General features: G+C 25.3%; 1 protein-coding gene. It reads left to right on the top strand.

Annotation, left to right across the window (positions count from 1 at the left end; genetic code table 11):
• A partial coding sequence (locus BM119_RS19465; protein WP_090043345.1) for a glycosyltransferase family 39 protein occupies positions 1-1,050 on the top strand: 1,050 nt, incomplete at its 5' end.
• Between the last annotated feature and the right edge of the window lie 367 nt (positions 1,051-1,417).

Below are 1,417 nucleotides of genomic sequence, written 5' to 3'. Positions count from 1 at the left end.
ATAATTTTATCAATGTTTAATGTGGTATTACTATTTTTTATAGCTAAAGAAGTTTTTGATGATGAAAATAAGAGTATATGGGTATGTCTTATAAGTGCATTATATCTACCTATGATTGCTTATAATAATGTTTATTGTTCTGAAAATATTGCAATTCCAATATTACTTTTAAGTATATTGACATTTTTTAAAGTTTTCAATAAAAACAGTAGTAAAAAATTTTTATTGATATTTTTATCAGGCGTATTATTAAGTATTACTCATCTTTTTAGACCTATAGGATATGTAATGATCATAGCTTATATAATGTATATTTTTATATATTTAAAAGATAACATAAAAACAAAAGTGGTTATGAATTTATTAGTCGTGTCAGCATTTGTAATTCCGTTAGTAGGTGTTAGTTATACTTTGATAGGATTAAATATAACAGAAAATCCACTTTGGCATGGGACAGAGCCACCAAGTATATCAATCCTAAAGGGTACAAACATTGAGTCAGAGGGAAGATGGAACCAAGATGATGCAGAGGTATTTGATAAATATGATAGAGATTATGAAAAAGTAGATAAGGCTGCAAAAGAAGTCATAAAAAAGAGATTAACTGAAAATAGTCCAAAAGATTTATTAAAGTTTTATATTTTAAAATATGTAAAGCAATGGTATGCTGGTGATTTTTCAGGATTTTGTTGGTCTGAAGCTGGGCTTGATGAAGCTTATAACAAAACAGATTATTTAGATATGATGGGACAAGATGAAGGCAAAATGTCTATAAGATTAAGTAAAGAAGGAGAGTTTTATTCGCAGTTGTTTTATGTAACAGTTGTATTATTATCTTATATAGGATTATATAGAAATAATAATATTAAAAATCATAAGATAGATATTTTTTATATTATATTTTGTGGTATTTCTCTTCAATGTTTAATAACAGAATCTCAGGATAGATACACATATCCATTTTCATGGCTTTTTATAATATTGGCTATGAAAGCTTTTAGTAGTAATAGAATCAATGATAGTACAAGAGGAGAAAATGGGGGAGTTTAAATATATGACTATAGTTGAGAAAATTTCATAACATATATTTGCAGATATAAAAAATAGAGATAAACTTCACATTTTATTGTATAAATTATCTTGCAAACCAACTTCAACAACGAGAGTAAAGTATATGTCTCATAAAAGTATTTTAACAGAAAAATCTCTAATAAACCAGTTTTTACTTAGTATAGGGTTAGTATAACTACCTGATGTAAAAAGTTGTATTAAAAATTTCTCAACTATAGTAGTATTTAAATAAATGTAGAAAGAAGGTAAAAAATGAAGAATCTTAATTTAAAAGAAAAATTTAAAAAAGTAGACAAATTATTTTTTGTATTTATAGTATTGTTGATGGCTAAGTCCGTGTTATTTT

Source organism: Clostridium frigidicarnis, assembly GCF_900111985.1.
GTDB lineage: Bacteria > Bacillota > Clostridia > Clostridiales > Clostridiaceae > Clostridium_Z > Clostridium_Z frigidicarnis.
The sequence above is the reverse complement of the archived record's forward strand: the minus strand, read 5'-3'. Positions and strand labels throughout refer to the sequence as shown.